General features: G+C 63.4%; 16 protein-coding genes and 1 tRNA gene. 7 read left to right on the forward strand and 10 right to left on the reverse strand.

Features of this window, described 5'->3' with window-relative positions; all coding sequences use genetic code 11:
- Positions 1–356: 356 nt before the first annotated feature.
- On the forward strand, positions 357–1,607 hold the full coding sequence (gene ltrA / locus H8F24_RS17750) for a group II intron reverse transcriptase/maturase (protein WP_231597684.1): 1,251 nt from the start codon (positions 357–359) through the stop codon (positions 1,605–1,607).
- 163 nt (positions 1,608–1,770) lie between these two features.
- Here the strand turns inward: ltrA and H8F24_RS17755 are convergent, their stop codons facing one another.
- The 5 genes from H8F24_RS17755 to H8F24_RS17775 form a co-directional block, all read right to left on the reverse strand.
- Positions 1,771–2,145, reverse strand: coding sequence for a hypothetical protein (locus H8F24_RS17755; RefSeq protein ID WP_197170410.1), 375 nt, complete (start codon positions 2,143–2,145; stop codon positions 1,771–1,773).
- Positions 2,146–2,370: 225 nt separating this feature from the next.
- Complete coding sequence (locus H8F24_RS17760) at positions 2,371–3,354, reverse strand: hypothetical protein (protein WP_197170354.1); 984 nt, start codon at positions 3,352–3,354, stop codon at positions 2,371–2,373.
- Between the two features lie 263 nt (positions 3,355–3,617).
- Positions 3,618–4,163 (reverse strand): hypothetical protein, encoded by a 546-nt coding sequence (locus H8F24_RS17765; RefSeq protein ID WP_197170353.1) that lies wholly within the window; start codon positions 4,161–4,163, stop codon positions 3,618–3,620.
- Between the two features lie 903 nt (positions 4,164–5,066).
- Positions 5,067–5,540, reverse strand: a complete 474-nt coding sequence (locus H8F24_RS17770; protein WP_197170411.1) for a hypothetical protein — start codon at positions 5,538–5,540, stop codon at positions 5,067–5,069.
- Positions 5,541–5,941: 401 nt separating this feature from the next.
- Entirely contained in the window at positions 5,942–6,757 is an 816-nt protein-coding gene (locus H8F24_RS17775) for a hypothetical protein (RefSeq protein WP_197170412.1), read from the reverse strand.
- Between the two features lie 146 nt (positions 6,758–6,903).
- Here H8F24_RS17775 and H8F24_RS17780 point away from each other — a divergent pair, with 146 nt between their 5' ends.
- From H8F24_RS17780 to H8F24_RS17790, 3 genes are all read left to right on the forward strand, one after another.
- Positions 6,904–7,995 (forward strand): IS630 family transposase, encoded by a 1,092-nt coding sequence (locus H8F24_RS17780; RefSeq protein ID WP_197169690.1) that lies wholly within the window; start codon positions 6,904–6,906, stop codon positions 7,993–7,995.
- 100 nt (positions 7,996–8,095) lie between these two features.
- Positions 8,096–8,785, forward strand: coding sequence for a transposase (locus H8F24_RS17785; protein WP_197170413.1), 690 nt, complete (start codon positions 8,096–8,098; stop codon positions 8,783–8,785).
- A complete protein-coding gene (locus H8F24_RS17790; protein WP_197169768.1) occupies positions 8,785–9,321 on the forward strand; it encodes a hypothetical protein in 537 nt (178 codons plus the stop codon). Before H8F24_RS17785 ends, H8F24_RS17790 begins: the two co-directional genes overlap by 1 nt.
- Positions 9,322–9,423: 102 nt before the next feature.
- Here H8F24_RS17790 and H8F24_RS17795 read toward each other — a convergent pair whose 3' ends face one another.
- Positions 9,424–10,506, reverse strand: a complete 1,083-nt coding sequence (locus tag H8F24_RS17795; protein ID WP_197169769.1) for an IS110 family transposase — start codon at positions 10,504–10,506, stop codon at positions 9,424–9,426.
- Positions 10,507–10,527: 21 nt separating this feature from the next.
- Here H8F24_RS17795 and H8F24_RS17800 point away from each other — a divergent pair, with 21 nt between their 5' ends.
- Entirely contained in the window at positions 10,528–11,799 is a 1,272-nt protein-coding gene (locus H8F24_RS17800; RefSeq protein ID WP_197170414.1) for a transposase, read from the forward strand.
- 29 nt (positions 11,800–11,828) lie between these two features.
- Here the strand turns inward: H8F24_RS17800 and H8F24_RS17805 are convergent, their stop codons facing one another.
- Complete coding sequence (locus H8F24_RS17805) at positions 11,829–12,488, reverse strand: DNA primase family protein (protein WP_197170415.1); 660 nt, start codon at positions 12,486–12,488, stop codon at positions 11,829–11,831.
- 57 nt (positions 12,489–12,545) lie between these two features.
- On the opposite strand from H8F24_RS17805, the gene H8F24_RS17810 reads away from it, so the two are divergent.
- Positions 12,546–12,710 (forward strand): hypothetical protein, encoded by a 165-nt coding sequence (locus tag H8F24_RS17810; RefSeq protein ID WP_197170416.1) that lies wholly within the window; start codon positions 12,546–12,548, stop codon positions 12,708–12,710.
- Here H8F24_RS17810 and H8F24_RS17815 read toward each other — a convergent pair.
- Positions 12,685–13,896 carry a hypothetical protein gene (locus H8F24_RS17815; RefSeq protein ID WP_197170417.1) on the reverse strand — a complete coding sequence of 404 codons (1,212 nt, stop codon included), beginning with the start codon at positions 13,894–13,896 and terminating at the stop codon, positions 12,685–12,687. The two genes, H8F24_RS17810 and H8F24_RS17815, sit on opposite strands and share 26 nt — an antisense overlap.
- A gap of 291 nt (positions 13,897–14,187) precedes the next feature.
- Between H8F24_RS17815 and H8F24_RS17820 the strand changes: the two genes are divergently transcribed.
- A complete protein-coding gene (locus H8F24_RS17820; RefSeq protein WP_197170418.1) occupies positions 14,188–14,487 on the forward strand; it encodes a hypothetical protein in 300 nt (99 codons plus the stop codon).
- Here the strand turns inward: H8F24_RS17820 and H8F24_RS17825 are convergent.
- Together H8F24_RS17825 and H8F24_RS17830 are read right to left on the reverse strand one after the other, a co-directional pair.
- Entirely contained in the window at positions 14,467–15,588 is a 1,122-nt protein-coding gene (locus H8F24_RS17825) for an integrase (protein ID WP_197170419.1), read from the reverse strand. The genes H8F24_RS17820 and H8F24_RS17825 overlap by 21 nt on opposite strands.
- Before the next feature lie 133 nt (positions 15,589–15,721).
- Positions 15,722–15,805: transfer RNA gene (locus H8F24_RS17830), tRNA-Leu, on the reverse strand.
- Positions 15,806–15,846: the final 41 nt, after the last annotated feature.

Raw genomic sequence — 15,846 nt, forward strand, 5'->3', positions numbered from 1 at the left:
CGATCGTGGTGTCTGTGGTCGCTTGGTGATCAGCGATCAAGGGCGGTGAATGCTGCGCGGCTGCGTCACGGCCCCTGAACGGATACTGTGGACAGAGCCTGTCTATGGACCACACGGCAGCCGGCGTATAGACGGCACGAGCTCATCGCAGGCCCTGATGCGGAACGTGAGAACCTGCCATGGAATGCCAAGGGAACATCCCAAGTGGTCACCACCATGAGGGTCAATACCGATGTCTGTGGCAGGGGCGGAGCAACCCGTAGTAGCGATGATGGGTCTGTAACGGACTCGGAGCCAAGGGGTTGCATCATCCCGTTTGGAGTCTCCCATCAACTGCCTACGGCAGGAGGAATGGGATGACAACAGACAAGCCGCTACCGATTACCAAGGTGATGGTCTGGAAGGCCTATCAACAGGTGAAACGGAACGGACAGGCGGCCGGTGTGGATGGCCAAAGCCTGGACGACTTCAACAAGGATCTGGAGAATAATCTCTACAAACTCTGGAATCGGATGGCATCAGGAAGTTATCTTCCGCCACCAGTTCGGCGTGTGGAGATTCCCAAATCCGGTGGAGGCGTCAGGCCGCTGGGTATCCCGACGGTTGCTGATCGCATCGCACAGATGGTGGTCAAGCAGGTGCTGGAGCCAGAGCTGGAGCTGATCTTTGATCAGGATTCCTACGGCTACAGACCGGGCAAGTCAGCGCATCAGGCAGTAGAGGTCTGCCGTCAGCGCTGCTGGAGGTCCAACTGGGTTCTCGATCTCGACATCAAGGGGTTTTTCGATGCTATCGATCACGACCTGTTGATGCGCGCGATCAAGGCCCATACCTCCGAGCGCTGGGTGGTGCTCTACCTGCAACGATGGCTGCAGGCACCGGTTCTGTTGCCGGATGGCACGCTCCATCCCAGGGACCGGGGCACACCGCAAGGTGGTGTCATCAGTCCACTGCTGGCCAATCTGTTCCTGCACTATGCGTTTGATGTGTGGATGCGCCGGAGCCACCCGGCCATTGCCTTTGAGCGCTATGCAGATGATGTGATCTGTCATTGCCACAGCGAGAAGGAAGCTCGGCGGTTGCTGGAGGCATTGCAGGATCGCTTTGCGTCCTGTGGCCTCCAGCTTCATCCCCAGAAGACCCAGGTGGTCTACTGCAGGGATAGCAACCGCCGGGCACCGCTTGCTGATGTCACGTTCACGTTTCTTGGTTTCGCGTTTCGGCCACGTGTGTCTCGCAATTCTCGCGGAGTCATCTACACAGGCTTTTTGCCGGCAGTGAGTCCGCAGGCTCTCCAGCGTATGCGGGAGAGGATTAGGTCGATAGGGCTTCCATCGCTCGTGTATCTGTCGCTTGAGGAGATCGCTAAAGTGCTGAATCCAGTGATTCGTGGCTGGATTCAGTACTACGGTCGTTTCTATAGGACAGAACTGATCAGGAAGTTGTATCGCTACCTGGATGACAGAATTGCAGCCTGGTTACGGCAGAAGTACAAAAGGCTGCGGGGTCGTCGGCTCCAAAGCTGGCGAGTACTTGCCAGGATCAGGTCTGGACATCGTGATCTGTTCGCGCACTGGCGTCGAGTCAGTGAAGTGGCATGTGGATGATGGGAGCCGTATGACGCGAGAGTGTCACGTACGGTTCTGTGAGCACCTCGGGGGGAAGTTCCCCGGGGTGACTCGACATGGTTCGTCTGGTTGAGGTGGTTCTCGAACCAGGGAAACGGGCCTGCCCACCCCTTGCAACGCCAGGCGTCTGAGGTGTGCTCGCTCAGCCCCGGCTACGCAGGGGCTGCTCCTCCTGAGTTACACCACTCCACGGGACGCTGCTCATCGCCAGATCTGCAGCCAGTTCCAGGGCAAGCGCAAGATCCCTTTCTTGGCGACGGATCACGAGATCAGCCACAGCCGACAGATCACCTGGAGTCTGCGTGCCAAGGCGGCCCCAGAGCACATCGCTCAGTCCTGGATCGGCACCAGCTGGATCGTCGAGGTGGTGGCCACCTGAACCCGTGACGGCAAGCCCTTTCATGCCACGCATCTGTTTCTCACCAGCCTGCGCACAACCCCAGAATCCCTGCTGCAACTGGTGCGAGACCGCTGGAGCATTGAGTGCTGGCACTGGATCCGTGACACCCAGCTCCATGAAGATGCCCACCGCTACCGGGGCAATGGTGCTGGCGTGATGGCCGCGGGCCAGCCATCCCCGAACCCATGGTGAGACTTTGAATCAGCCCTGGGACGGCTCGGGACTCCCACCAATCGCTGAACCTCATGCCGTCTGGGACGGCCAGGGACGTATCGGACATGGTGCCGGGTCGTCTCGGGTTGGGCTGTGGCTGTCGCCCCGTAGCGGCGATTGCCAGCGGCATCATCCAATTGGGTGAGGGTCGATCACCGTTCCGGGTGATTGTCCCGCCAGCCAGACCGCAGGCGCATCCTTGAACAGCTGCAGATCGCGCAGCATTGCGGCGGCGCGGCTCTGTTCGGCTTCCACCTCCCCACGGTCTGGGCTGCCACTAGCCGTCACCCATGTTTGCTGCAGGGCTTCAACGTATTGCTCCAGGGGTATCGCCCCACCGTCGTGGCGGTAGCAGTCGCGTTCGCTGGGGTGCTCGGTCAGGGAGAACCCAAGCGCCGCCCGACTGGCCTCATGGCAGGTGGTGGCGATCTCCAGTAGGCGATCGAGGCTGAGCTCACAGTCCTCCGGCTCCAGGTGCGTCGGCGGGCCGGTGATGGCATACCGCTCTGGGTGACGCTGCGCCTGTTTCTTGCACCGTTCGCTGCAGGTGCGGGCGGTCTTGCGTTTCACCTGAAACAGCTCACCGCAGACTCGGCAGCGTCCCGTGCGGCTGGCCAGTTCGGTCGATCGTTGCCGCCGCTGCTGCCGCTTGCGTTCGGCGATCTGATCGACCGCGACCGCATCACAGGCGGCGCTGCATTGCTGCCTGCCGCCGAACAGTCGCGTGGTGAGGAACAGCCCATCGCAGGCGCGGCAACGGCTGAGGCGATTCAATCCGTCAGGCAGCTGCAGGTGCTCGCAGGTCTGGCGCCCCAGGTCGATGCACAGGGCACTGCTACCGCTGCGAGCAGCCCTGCCACCGCTCGTTCGCAGGCGATCGTGCGAGTAGTCGGGGGGCAGCCCGAGGCGTTTCTCCATGGCGTTGAGATCCGACCACCACTGCTGTGCGGCGGGGTCGCCGTACTCGGGTTGCGGGTTGCGCTGCCGCCATTCGCGGAGCTTCTGCCCCTGGCGGTCGATGTAGTCCCAGTGATTGGCGAGTTGCTGCGCGGTGTCGCCCGGCAGCTCTCCTGTAGGAAGCCGATCCATGGTGTCCCCGTAAGTGGTCCTCATGGAGCGCCGTCCCCGTTGGGACAGCTTACCGGGACAGTTCCATCGGCGCCCAGCGGGCCGGGCCGCCGGAGCCCAGGCTCCCGGAATCGGGAACCCCCCCCACGCACACGGCACCTGCCGCCGTGGCAGCGGGCTGCTTCCGCCGGCGGCTGCCGGGGGAAGCAGAACCTCCTGGCAGCCGTCGGCAGTGGGATGCCCCCCGCGCCGGGGGGCGCCGGAAGCAATACCTCCTGACGGAAGTAGCAGAAACCGCGCCGGGCTGGCTATTCCGATACCTTCATGCTACGGGATAACCCTTCCAGGGCAGATCTAATCTCACCTTCCAGCACCTCATTCAGCTTGGATTGTTGAACCGGGTCGATGACTCCCATGATTCCAGAGATTCGCCCCAGGATCCTTGCCGGAATTGATTCCATCGCGTCACGCATCTGCCGACACGCGACGAACCATAGCTCTTCTACTTCATCAATAGGCACCAAGCTTCCGCGCCTTTCTTGTAGTTCTAGTTCCGCCATTTCTGCTAGCGCTGCTTCCTTCCTTGCTTGCGACACTGCCCTAGGGGCCCAGTCGACATCCGCCACCACCGGGTCGCCGCTGATATTCACCTGCCGCCCCTGATGGCTGAGCACCGATGCGGCCCATTCGCGGTCGGCAATCTCCGGGTCGATTAGCACTCGCTGTCCATGTCTCTTTACACCCTGGCGGATTTTGCCTTGTGAAAGAGCTTGCTTCACCGTCGTATAGGCGCAAGCAAGGCCACGCTCCCGGCGATAGGAGCAATAGTCAGTAATCGAGAGAGTGTGTGCCATGCCAGCACTCTACCGGCGCCGTTTTCAGTCGGGCAGTGCCTGACCGGCGGGGTGCTGCTGATGCAAATGCGGCGAAAGTTTCCGGGGTGACTCGGCCAAAAGCACTGGTATCACTGGCTTCTGGGGTAGAACGTAGACATAATACAATGGTGCTATGTGCGGGGTCTAGCTATGCTTGAAAATCTGAGGCTGGCCGTTTCCCGGGGCCTCGCGGCGTCGCACCTATAGGGGGTGGTATAAAGGACCCGCTCTTTCTTTGGGCCATGGGAATAACGACCGGCAACAGCGCTTGCTGTATCCACGCCATCATCAACAGGGCGGCAACTCATCACCAGAGCAGGCAGTGTGATCATCATCGTGATACTATCCCCGCCAGTCTGCGCCACCATGGGCGACTGACTGACTCTGTATCTGTACTGGCCAGTGGCTGCAGCTCCCAGATAGTCCAGCAGCCACGTTTAGCTAATGCCTCATAGGTGTTGGCAGTGTGAACATATTGTTTGCGGTCAATATCGGCCCATCTTGCACCCTTAGCGGCGCGTGCCTTCAGGGCGTTGATCATCTCATCGTGGGTGTTCATTGCGGGGTTTGGTATGGGGTGGAGTTAACGGTGGTGGTTCAGTGTCTTCTTCTGGGAGGCGTGGTAATACGCATGGCAAACAAAATGCGATTCCACAAGGATATAGATAATCGTATTTCGCACTTTCTCTGGCTATTTGTTATATAGACGGCGATATTCGGCGGCGATGGTGGCCGGCGGGAGGTGATGCACGAAACCGGCAACAGTGCCCGGCGGGCCGCAGTCCAGGCGCTGTCGCCATTGCCGGAGCGTCAGCTTCAGGGGCCCCTGAGGTGGCGGTGGTGACTGGTCCATCAGGCGGCCCCGTAGGCGATGGCGGGCGGTCAGGCGTGCCACGGTCCCGCGCAGACACCGCTGCTCGCCTCAGAGAAGTAGGTGGCGCACTCCTGGATCCAGTGCGGGGCGTGCTTGCCTCCCAGCTCCGGGCGTTCCCCTACTACCAGCTTGAGAGCGAAGCAGGAGGCGGGGTTCTTCGCGTGTTGCCGTGAGTGGCTGATGACGCGGACCCACCTGGGGCCAACATTCGGGTCGGGGATCAGCACGGCACCGCCGCAGATCAGCTCGTAACCGTCATCACTAACGAAGGTGGCGAAGGCCAGCACGGGCAGGCAGTCGTCTATCCACACGAAGGTTTCGCCCGTGTCATCGGCCTCGATCAGGTCAGCCCAGTAGAGCCAGGCGGGCAGGTGGGCAGGTACGACGGTCTGCAGTTGGCGCGGATCAGGGCTCAGCGCAGCGAAGGCCTCGCCGTCGGTGTAGCGCTTGCAAATGGTGTCCATCACGGTCTCAGTGGTCATCAGGGTCTCGATCGAAGGGTTAGGGGTGCTACTGGCTTGGGGCCGGCGCAGCGGCGGGCCGGGGGTTGGCGGCGGTTTTTTTCGTCACTGGCGGTTTTGCTCAGGGCTGCTCAGGGCTGTCCCCCGTTTTGCTCAGGGCTGGCTTTTCCCCCAGACCGCTTGCGGCGCAGTGGGTCTGGGGGTGTTGGGCACTTTGCTCAGGGCTGTTTTTGACCTTCGCCTACACAGCGCAGTGATGCACATGGTTTTTCCTATAGGGAGGGAGATACAAACAGCCCTGAGCAGAATTGGCCGGACAGGGCCAGACCCGTTGCAGCACAAGCCGTTTTGCCGTTTGGACAGCCCTGCTCAGGCCCTGAGCAGGCCCTGAGCAGGTCCTGAGCAGGTCCTGAGCAGGGCCCTCATGGCTGCACCTCCGGGCGGCGGGCGGCGGGCAGTGCTGCGATGGCCTCCAGCCCGCCGTCACTCATGCCGCGCGGGTTGAACACGTCGCGTTTGAACTCCAGGGCATGGGGCAGCCAGAGCCCCGGCCTCAACGTGAACCCGGCATCAAACCGCGGCAGGTTCAACCTCTCGGCCTGGGTGCGGCCAGCGGCGCGGGCCTCGTCGGTGCTCTCGCGGTGGCGCTCCAGGCAACGGGCAGGGCCAAGGGTGCGCCGCAGCTGGCTGATGAAGTTGGTTCGCTGCATCCCGGTGGGGACGTTGCTGTAGCGACACCAGCCCATGTAGGACTCATACAAATCCAGCCAGTCCTGCTGCCTCACTTCGGTATCGGGCCCCAGGGGGCTCGGCATCAGGCAGGCATCGGCCCACTGGCTAACGGTGTCTGACGTGGCTGCGACAGCTGCTGCAGCGGCCCGTAGCAGCCCCTCCGGGTCATTCCTGGCCAGCACCTCCAGCACCTCAGCCAGCGGCATTGACAGGGCCCAACTGGCAGCCTCAGCGCGGATCGCGTGATGCCTTGGCGTGTCACCTTCCAGCGCTGCCTTCAAGGAGGGGTCCGGGTCGCCGTGACGGGGCAGGGTTTCCAGAGTGAGCACGCGCCGTTGGAAACCTTCGCGGCCATCCCTGAACTGCAACGGGACCACGCTGGCCAGGATGCAGCGCGCAAACATCCGCCGTGGCTTTTCGCCTTCGGGACCATTCAGCCGGCGGGTGGTCTGCGGCTGGTTTTCGACCAGTTCGTAGAACAGGTTGCAGGTAGCACCACGCGCCACGGTGACCGGGCAATCGGGGAACACCAGCAAGCGCCGCCCGATCGCGTACTGGTAGAGCTTTTCGGGCCCCGCCAGTTCGGACGGATGCCCTAGTATGCCGTCCCGGAAATAACAGCTAGAATCGAGAGTGTCACCCGAGGTGCCTTGTGGCGCTTGGTCGTCCGATGCCTCCGCTGGTCCTCAGCGAGGACGAGGTTCAGCAGTTGCGGGCCCTTGCAAATTCCCGGTCGTTGCCGCATTCGATCGTGCAGCGCGCTCAGATCGTGCTGGCCTGCGGTGCCGGCGAGACCAACACCGCCATCGCCAAACGGATGGGGCTGACGGGGATGACCGTTGGCAAGTGGCGCAAGCGGTACCGGGAGCTGGGCCTGGAGGGCCTGCATGACGAGCTGCGGCCGGGTAGGCCTCGCACCTACGAGGACGACACGGTGGCGGAGGTGATCAACCGGGCACTGCAGACCAAGCCCACCGATGGCAGCACCCAGTGGTCTGCGCGCTCCCTCGCGGCTGCCACCGGCATCTCCAAAACCACCGTTCACCGCTGGCTGCAGACTTTCTCGGTCCAGCCCCACCGGCAGAAGTCGTTCAAGCTCTCCACCGACCCGTTCTTTGTGGAGAAGGTCCGCGACATCGTCGGCCTGTACCTGAACCCTCCGGATAAGGCGATGGTGCTCTGCGTCGACGAGAAGACGCAGATCCAGGCACTGGACCGCACCCAGCCGCTGTTGCCCATGGGCCTGGGTTACGTGGAGGGCGTCACCCACGACTACATCCGCCACGGCACCACCACGCTGTTCGCTGCTCTGGATGTGGCAACAGGCGAGGTGATCACCCAATGCAAGCCCCGCCATAGGCATCAGGAGTTCCTGGGGTTCCTGCGCCAGATCGAGAAGTCGGTCCCCGAGGAGCTTGATGTCCACTTGATCGTCGACAACTACTGCACCCACAAGCACGCCAAGGTGAGGGCCTGGCTGGCGCAGCGGCCCCGCTTCCACGTGCACTACACACCGACCTACGCCTCCTGGATCAACCAGGTGGAGCGTTGGTTTGGGATCATCACCCAGCGGGCGATCCGACGCGGCAGCTTCTCCAGCGTCAAGGAGTTGATCTCCAAGATCGAGCAATTCGTGGCGGCCTACAACAAGACCAAGGCGCCGTTCAACTGGACGGCCACAGCGGATTCAATCCTGGAGAAGCTCCAGCGACTTTGCTCGCAGATCTCCGGGACGGCACACTAGGAGCCTGTCGCGCATAGATCACCGCCCGCACTCTCCACAGACGCCCCTGAATCTGCCCAGATCCCAGTGACTGCAATGGATCTGCTCGATAGAATGGGGCATGGCCAAGTCCAAAACCTTCCGCCCCTGGCAGCCTGAGCAGATCACCCTGTTGCCACCGTCGCCCAGGGAGTGGCTCTCGGATGATCACCAGGTTTATTTCCTGCTGGATCTGGTCGATGAGCTGGATCTCTCGGCCATCCTCATCCCTGCCCAAAGCAAGGATCCTCGCGGGGAGAAAGGGTTTGATCCGCGAATGATGACGCTGTTGCTGCTCTACGCCTACTGCGTGGGCACCGTCTCCTCCCGCAAGATCGAGCGTGCCTGCTACGAGGATCTTGCGTTCCGCGTGCTGACCGGTAATCAGCAACCTGATCACAGCCGTATCAGTGAATTCCGGCGCCGCAACCTTGATGCCCTCAAAGGCCTGTTCATTCAGATCCTGCGGCTGTGCCAGAAGGCCGGGATGGTGAGCCTGGGCCATGTAGCCCTCGATGGCACCAAGGTGCAGGCCAGTGCCTCCAAACACAAGACACTCCTATGGACTGTCAAGCCCCCGGACGCTCCGGCTGAGCGCCATCGAGGTGGCAGTGCTGACCAGCTCAGCCACGATGGCCGTGAACCAGCGCTGGCCACGCCGTGGAACCCGTCACCACCTCCAGCGAGCTGCTGCTGTGGGAGGCCATCGACCAGGTCCGTAGGGCAGAGGACGGTCCTGATCTCTCCCTCGATGAGCTGGCTGAGTGTGTGATGGCCGCCCTGGGTTCATCGCTGTCGCTGCAGCAGATCTGCAGAGCGGCTGATGGCTTGCTGCACCTGGCCGACGATCCCAGCCAAGGGAGCGCCGCACGGCAGGTTCCTGTGGTCGATGTGCAGGCCGTGCAGGAGAGGGCGCTGAATCTCTTGGATTGGCAGGAGCTGGAGGATGGCGACGATCGCAGCGACAACCAGAAGCTGATCGACAACGCCACCGATCCCGACACCGTGCTCGTGCGCGATCCCTCCGCCACTCCGGAGCTGCAGGAGATCGGCATCCTCGAGCTCCTGCAGCGCTATCCCTGTCGCGGCAACGATGCCCGCTGGAGCCCCGACGATGCCATCGCCTTCCTGGAGACAAAGGCCCGCTGGCTGGATGCGGCACTGGAGACCTGGGAGGCCGATGGCGAGGCCATGGCCGACGACAGCGACGTGAGCGAGGCCAAAGCCGTCGTGCTGGTCGTGCCGGAGAAGCCTGGCCAGGCGTTGCTGTCCGAGGTGCTCGACGTGCTGATCCCCGTGGAGGAGTGAACCACCGGCCGGCTCTCGTTCTGGCAGATCCGTTGCCTGCCGCCCCACGGCAGGCAACGGATCTGCCAGGAGCCTGGGCTACTGGAGCAATCCTGCTGGCGATCAGGCCGTTGCGGTGCGAACGGCGGGACCGCCGCGCAGGATGCCGAACACCTCGCGGGCGACGAACCGCTTGAGGCAGCGGATGATCTCCTTCATCGAGCGTCCTTCTGCCGTGCGTCGTTCGACGTACTCCCGGGTCTGCTGATGCCGCTGCAGCCGGCAGATCACGATGCGGTGCAGGGCGCAGTTGGCCTGGCGGTTGCCGCTGCGGTTCAGCCGGTGCCGCACCACCTTGCCCGAACTGGCGGGCAGTGGATTGACGCCACAGAGGGCAGCGAATGACGCCTCGGATTTCATCCGTTCCTGGTTGTCGCCAACTGCCACAACGAGGGTGGCACTGATGTCCACACCCACGCCGTAGGTGTTCCGCAGCTCGGGGCACAGCTGCATGGTCAGTCGATCCAGCTGCGTGACGGTTTCCTTGAGCTCCTCATCCAGCTGCTGGATGCGGCGCGCCAGGATGCGCAGGGTCATCTTGGCGGCCGCCTGAGGGGTGGTGATCTCGCCAGAACGCAGGCCTGTGCAGCTTTCGAGCAGCTCCTTTCTCTTGAGCCGCTGCAGCCGTTCCCGCAACGCTGCCGGCGCCGTCACCACGATGGCGTGCAGCTGATTGAGGGCTGCGGTGCGGTTCGCGGTGGCCGAATCCTTGGCCACCTTGAGCATGCGGATCATCTCCACCAAAGCGTCGCCCGCCTTGGGGATGACGCTGGCCGTTCCGGCGATACAGGCCCGTGCTGCGGCCTCCGCATCGATGGTGTCGTCCTTACCGATGCGCCGCCGCGTGGAGCGATCCGGCCGGTTCACTTCTACCACTGCCATCCCTGCGGCCTGCAGGGCGCGGCAGAGCCCGGCGCCGTAGCAACCGGTTCCCTCCACGGCGAATACCGGGTTGGAGCCGAATGCTGCGGCCCAGCGGATCAGCTCCTGGTAGCCACTGCGTTTGGCATCCAGCTTGAGGCTGCCCAGCCAGCCGCCATTGGCGCCCAGGGCCACCGCCATGTGCGTGAGTTTGTGGGTGTCAATGCCGACCACCACATCGTGGCCAGTGCTGATCTCGGGGGCATGTGCTGTCGCTGCGCTCATGACTGCTGGGGACGGGAGGGGGTGCAACCAACCGGGCAGACGGACAGGCCATTGACGGGACGGGAACGTCGGACTCCTATGAGGTCACGGGACTTCCCGGCTGGTTGCCCCACCGCACGGACCGACAGGTCTTGTGAAAGACACCACCCCAAACTGGAGAAGGTCCGCCATGAGCAGGGTCAGGCCCGCGCTGGTGGGGTCCCGAAATCATCAATGGCCATGAGCCACCAGCGGATGCTCAGGGCTGAGAAGGAACTGGAGAAAGAGATCAACGCCTTGGTGCGCAAGGCCGAAATCCTGGATGCCCAGGAGGATCGCCGGTACGGCAAGGACAAACGCGGCAGTGATCTGCCCGATGCGTTGCGGCACAAGCAGAGCCGCCTGGCCAGGATCCGCCAGGCACGCAAGGAGATGGAAGCGGAAACCGCTGCTGCCGCTGCACGGCAGCGATGGGAGGAAGCAGAGAAAGCCAGCGCCAAAGCGGCGGCTGCGCGCGAGGCCGATGCACCAGCAACGGAACAGGCCGAGCTGACCAGAAAAGCTGAGGCAGCAGCTGCCAAAGCCAAAGCGGCGAGGGAGCAGGCCATCGAGACCGCCGAAAACGCCGGACTGGAGCCGCCGGATCTGCAGCCGCTTGCGGCTGATGCGATGCCCAGGCGTGGCCTGGCCAGGAAGGCCGACGGCACACCAACCAAGAAGACCCAGCGCAATTTCACTGACCCCGAGAGCCATCTGATGCAGTCAGGCGGCTCCTATCTGCAGGGCTACAACTGCCAGTTGGCGGTCGACAGCGACCACCAGGTGATCGTGGCGGTGGGTGTGAGCAACCAGCCCCCAGATGTCGAGCACCTGACTCCCATGCTGGGGCGCATCGTTGACAGCGCTGGTGCGCTGCCGGATGTGATGACGATGGACGCGGGCTACTGGAGCGAGGCCAACGCCAAGGCCTGCGCTGATCAGGGCATCGACGCCTACATCGCCACCGGCCGCCTGCCCCATGGCAAGCCACCACCGCCGAAACGCGGACCGCTGCCCAAAGATGCCGATGAGAAAACCCGGATGGCCCGCAAGCTCAGAAGCAAGAAGGGGTCAAAGATCTACGCCCAGCGCAAAGCGATCGTGGAACCGGTGAACGGTCAGATCAAGGAAGCCAGAGGCCTGCGGCGCTTCCTGCTGCGAGGCCTGCAGAAGGTCGACGGCGAATGGCACCTGATCGCTGCGACACACAACCTGCTCAAGCTTTTCCGCTACAGACGATCACAGCAGCCGGGGCTGGCGGCAGCGACAGGCTGAAGGGGAATGCCCCTGTCTGGCCAAGTTGGTCAGAGACGAATCAGCACCATCGCGATGGTCAACAGGACGAGAAGCCTGCGGCACCGGATAGATCCGGTCTGCGGACGCAGTGTTCGCTGCACTCGCCTGGCCGGGCGGTATGGGCGACAAACTCCTAGGGAGGACTGCAGATCAGTTGGCAGCAGACCCAGCAGGAAGGCCAGCAGGGTGCCTTTCCCGGTGCCGGTATGGCCGAGCAGGTGGAAGGCCTGCCCGTAGGGGATTGATGGGTCGATCAGCCAGCGGATCAGCGCCCGGACGATCGACCCGGCACCTTCGGGGTAGCAGGTGGTGAGCAGCCGCCGCAGCTCGGGCGGGCAGGCTGCGCCGGCCTTGTAATCAGCGGCGATCCCATAGGTGGCGCCGTGGTCGGGATCGTGGGGCTCAAGCGTCCCGGTGGCCAGGTTGTAGGTGCCATTGCGGAACACCACCACGGGCGGTGGTGTCGCGCTGCTGAGGGGCCCCTGGCCGGCTAGCACCTTGAGGGACGCCACGGTGTCGCGCACATGGCGGATCGACCCGTAGGGGTAGGTGGGGCCCTTGTTGGCGGCCATCTTGCAAACCCGGCGCAGCAGCCCCTGAGCACGGGTTTCGTAGATGTCATCACCCTCCCGCTGCCAGTAACCGGCAGCAGCGTCGTAACGGAACAACGTCCGCGCGACGGATGCCAGCCGGCCCTGAGCTTCGGCATAGAGCGCATCAGCGCCTTGCAGATCGATGGGGCGACCATCGTCAAGCTGCTCTCCATCCGGCGGCGCAGCGGCAGCCTCCAGCCCCGGCGGATCGGTCGTAATGGCGGCCAGCAGTTGCTCAGCGGTGGCGCCTTCTGCGATCCAGTCGGCTACATCAAGGCCACCGGTGGCAGGGCATGAGCCGTTCCATTAGGTGCGGCTGATCGGGCCAGCACAACAACCACCGGGCGCCGGGATGGGCGACAGCAATCTGGCGGGCATGTTCGATCCCCTTGCGGTCACGATCTGGGACGATCACCAGCCGATCGGGCGGGAACAAACCGCCATCGCGGGCGGGGTTGAACTTGCCAGCGCCGCCGATGCTGGTCACTGCCGGCAGACCCAGCGACCGCAGCGCATCGACGCACGGCTCACCCTCGACCCAGAACACCGCCTCAGCGCCGGCTTCCAGGGCCTCCAGGGCCTCGCGGTAGCCGTAAGGCATGACCAGGGCCTGCAGATCGCGGGGGGCCTTGCCGGCCACCAGGGCCTGTTGATAGATCTTCCGTTTTCCGCTGCCGTCGTCGTTGCGCTTGACGGTGATCAGCGGGGTGCCATCGCGGTCGCAGTAGGTCCATGCCCGTGTGGCCTTGGGCCTGATCGACTTGCGGGGCTCCAGGGGGCGATCCAGCCGGAACTGGCCCCAGCCGGCGGAATCACCCAAATATGCCCAGATCTGCCCGTCGTGACCGGGGCCGTGGCTGCCCTTGCGGTCTGCCCAGCTCGGCGGCTGGTGGGTGGTCCCGCGCCAGCAGAGCACCAGGCCGTTGGCGTTGGTGGAGCACTTCGCATCCTTGACGCGACCGCAGACCGGGCAGGGGTTGCGACGGCTGAAACGGGTGAGCGGACCCCGCCCCGACCCCGCGCCGGGGGTGCGCTCAACGCGGGTCTGCGTGAGCTCCGGGCAGAAATCCAGCAGAGGCATCCAGTCCTGATCCAGAGCCTCCTTGCTTGGATAATTCTTGCGATCAGAATCGATGTCCACCACATCCGTGGACGGGATGATGACGAGTTCGATCGGCTGTCCCAGTCGCTCGGCGACATCAAGCCGTTTCAACACCTCAGACTCATCAGCCGGCTGGCTCTGACTTGTCAATCTCGGCTCGCCATCAGCCAGCCAGAAACTCGGGTTCTTGCCGTCAAATGCAGGGAGAAGCTGCCCGTTGTTGTCACGCTGAACCTCCCTTTGACCGGTTGTGCTGTTCTGCTTGGCCACCGGGTAGGACTCGGCAGGAAGCGCCACTGGAATCACCGTCTGCAGGCTGAGCCCCAGCCGGGACAGATAGCCGACCGCTTCCCTCAGTGCTGTGTAGTTGCAGGGGGTCATGGGCGAACCTCCTGATCGGAGGAGCCCCAGGACGCACCACTTTGTTGTTGAACAGCCCAGCAGATAGCAGTCGCAGCAATCTCCGGAGACGCCATAATCAGTTCAGCAAGAACTCAGGGCCGCGGCGAACTTCGCTGCGGCCTTTTTATTTGACCTCCTGCACGGCCTGCCTGGATGCCCTGGAACCGTGCAGACCGTGCAAGTCCTGGACATCTGCACGGTCTGCACGGTTCAGCAGCGCTTAATCGCTGAACCCAGGGGCTCAAATGGTGTTGCGAGAATCCAACTGCCATGAGCCCATCTCTGACAGCTGCGGATGACATCAAGCAGCAACTCAATCTCATCTGTGCTCAGCTGAATGTGATCCAAGCGAAGCTGGAGCTGAAGCCCAGGCTCAGCAGCAGCCCCTGGCTGCCCCTGTCCGAAGCCGCCATGGCCCTGCATTTCCCAAGCACCCGTGCCCTGCGCATGGCCATCGACCGCGGTCGCATCCCTCCTCAGTTCGTGAGCGCCACCACCGGCGACACCGGCAAGCGCAGGACGCTGTACGTGGATGTGGAGGGCTTCGCCTCACATCTGCGCAACAAGTGAGGCCATCGAGGCGCTGTCAAACCAGCGCTGGTAGAGCGTGGTGTGAACCATCAGGGAATGCCCGAGGCTCTTGGCCGCCAGGGACGGGCTGATCTGCGGGTTGTGAATCGCCCGCACCGCCCAGGCATGGCGCAGGTCATAGGCCTGAAAGGGTGCCCCGAACCGCCGCAGCGCCACACCCAGCTGTGCTCCCACCGTGCGGTGGTCCCGATCGAGGTTGATGCCGGGCAGGCGCCTGCGTTCAAGCGACCAGCGATCGATCCAGGCTTTCGGGAGTGGCAGCCCCTGGCGGGCTCCGGTTTTTCCTCCCTCAATCGCCACGAGGCCATTGGGCTGGACCTGAGCCTTCATCAGTGCCTCATGGGGGCGAGTGCCATAGGTGGCGCACACACCGGCAACCCACTGCCAATCGGCGGGCAACGCATCAATCACCTCAAGAATCACCGCATCCGTGGGCAGCTCACGCGGGGCCGCATCCTTCTGTGGGGTGTACCCCTTGCCGAGATCCTTGAGCTTTTGGACGGCTTCCGGGCCCAGATCGATCGCACGGGCCACTGCCACGGTGGCGATTGAAGCCCGACGCCGGTTGCGGCTCCCCACCTCCTTGCTCTCGACCAAAGCGGTCAGCACCTTCAGATCGATCTTCTCCAGAGACAGCAGTGGCTTGAGGGGCGAGGCGTAGTCGGTGGCCCAGGAGACCGGGGCACTCACCCCACGCCTTCGCTGCTGGATCCACCATTGCTCGGTGCGGCGGATCGCCTGAACGCCGCTGATCCCGTCTTCGGCCTCCCCACCCTTCTTCCCGCCTCCACTTTTCTGGGAGTCATCGAACCACCGCTCAAAGGGGAAGGGGTCCAGCCCCATGCGGTGGAGCTCGATATCCCGGCCGAGCTCCTCGGCCAGCTTGCGGGCTTGCTCCAACCCCGCGGGGTAGGTAATCGGGGTGCTGATGCGCTGCTGCTTCCAGGAGCCGTCGGGCAGCGGCATCGTGCTTCTGAGCCGCAGGCGCTTGCCGGAGGGAGCGACCTCAATCGCCACCGCGCAGCCCAAGTCCCTGAGGGCCCGGTTGACACGGGTCAGATACGGGTCCTTGGAGGGCATGGCGACCGTGCCTAAAACCGTGCCTAGTTTGACCCTTTTTGGGCTTTTTCGTGCCTAAATCGTGCCTAGCCCCAAAACCGCTTCGACCATCAGCGCCTTGCCAGAATCCAGTTGCGACAAGCTTTTTCAACGATGGGGGCAGGGGGACTTGAACCCCCACAGTGTCGCCACCTGCGGATTTTAAGTCCGCTGCGTCTACCGATTCCGCCATGCCCCCGGCGCAGCCATCCTAAATTCGCCGCAGTGGTGCTCCGATTG

Source organism: Synechococcus sp. CBW1002, from assembly GCF_015840915.1.
In the GTDB taxonomy this organism is placed as follows: Bacteria; Cyanobacteriota; Cyanobacteriia; order PCC-6307; family Cyanobiaceae; genus CBW1002.